Origin of the sequence: Streptomyces cahuitamycinicus, assembly GCF_002891435.1 — a bacterium.
Taxonomy (GTDB): domain Bacteria; phylum Actinomycetota; class Actinomycetes; order Streptomycetales; family Streptomycetaceae; genus Streptomyces; species Streptomyces cahuitamycinicus.
Window position 1 is genome coordinate 1 of record NZ_POUC01000953.1, and the last position, 541, is coordinate 541.

The 541-nt window shown below is 69.1% G+C and carries 1 protein-coding gene; it reads right to left on the reverse strand.

The genetic code is table 11. From position 1 onward, the window contains the following. Positions 1–541, reverse strand: a 541-nt coding sequence (locus tag C1J00_RS44050) for a putative T7SS-secreted protein (RefSeq protein WP_342751826.1), incomplete at both ends; no start/stop codon positions are given.

Here is a 541-nt window from a genome sequence, read left to right on the forward strand (position 1 = left end):
GCCGCGGCGAGGGCGTCCTGCGCGTCGGAGACGTCCGACTGGGCCTTGGACTGGGCCGACTCGGCGTGCTGGACGTCCCGCGTCGCGGCCCGCACCTTCGCCGCGTCCGGCTTGTCGGCGTCGGACTTGCTGCCCGTCGGGTCGTCCTTGTACTTGTCCGCCTCCTTGCCCGCCCGCGTCACCCACGAGTCCGCCGAGGTGAGGCGTGACTGGGCCGAGGAGAGGCTGTCGCGCGCCTCACGGCCCTTGCGCAGGGCCTTGTCCGCCAGTGACTGCGCCCGCTCCAGCTTCGGCCAGAAGTCCGCCAGCGCGTCACCGCACATCTCATAGGACTTCTTCAGCTTCTTGAGGTTCTTCGGCACATCCGCGAAGTCCTCCTTGAACACGTCCGCGGACTTGCCCGCCCACTCCAGGAGCGTGCCCTCCCCCGCCATGCCCTTGACCAGACGCAACGCGTCGGACACGTCGTCGGCGAAGTCGTGCAGATGCTTCGCGAGTGTGCGCACCCGCTGCGGATCACCAGGCGTCGGATCCTTGTCCA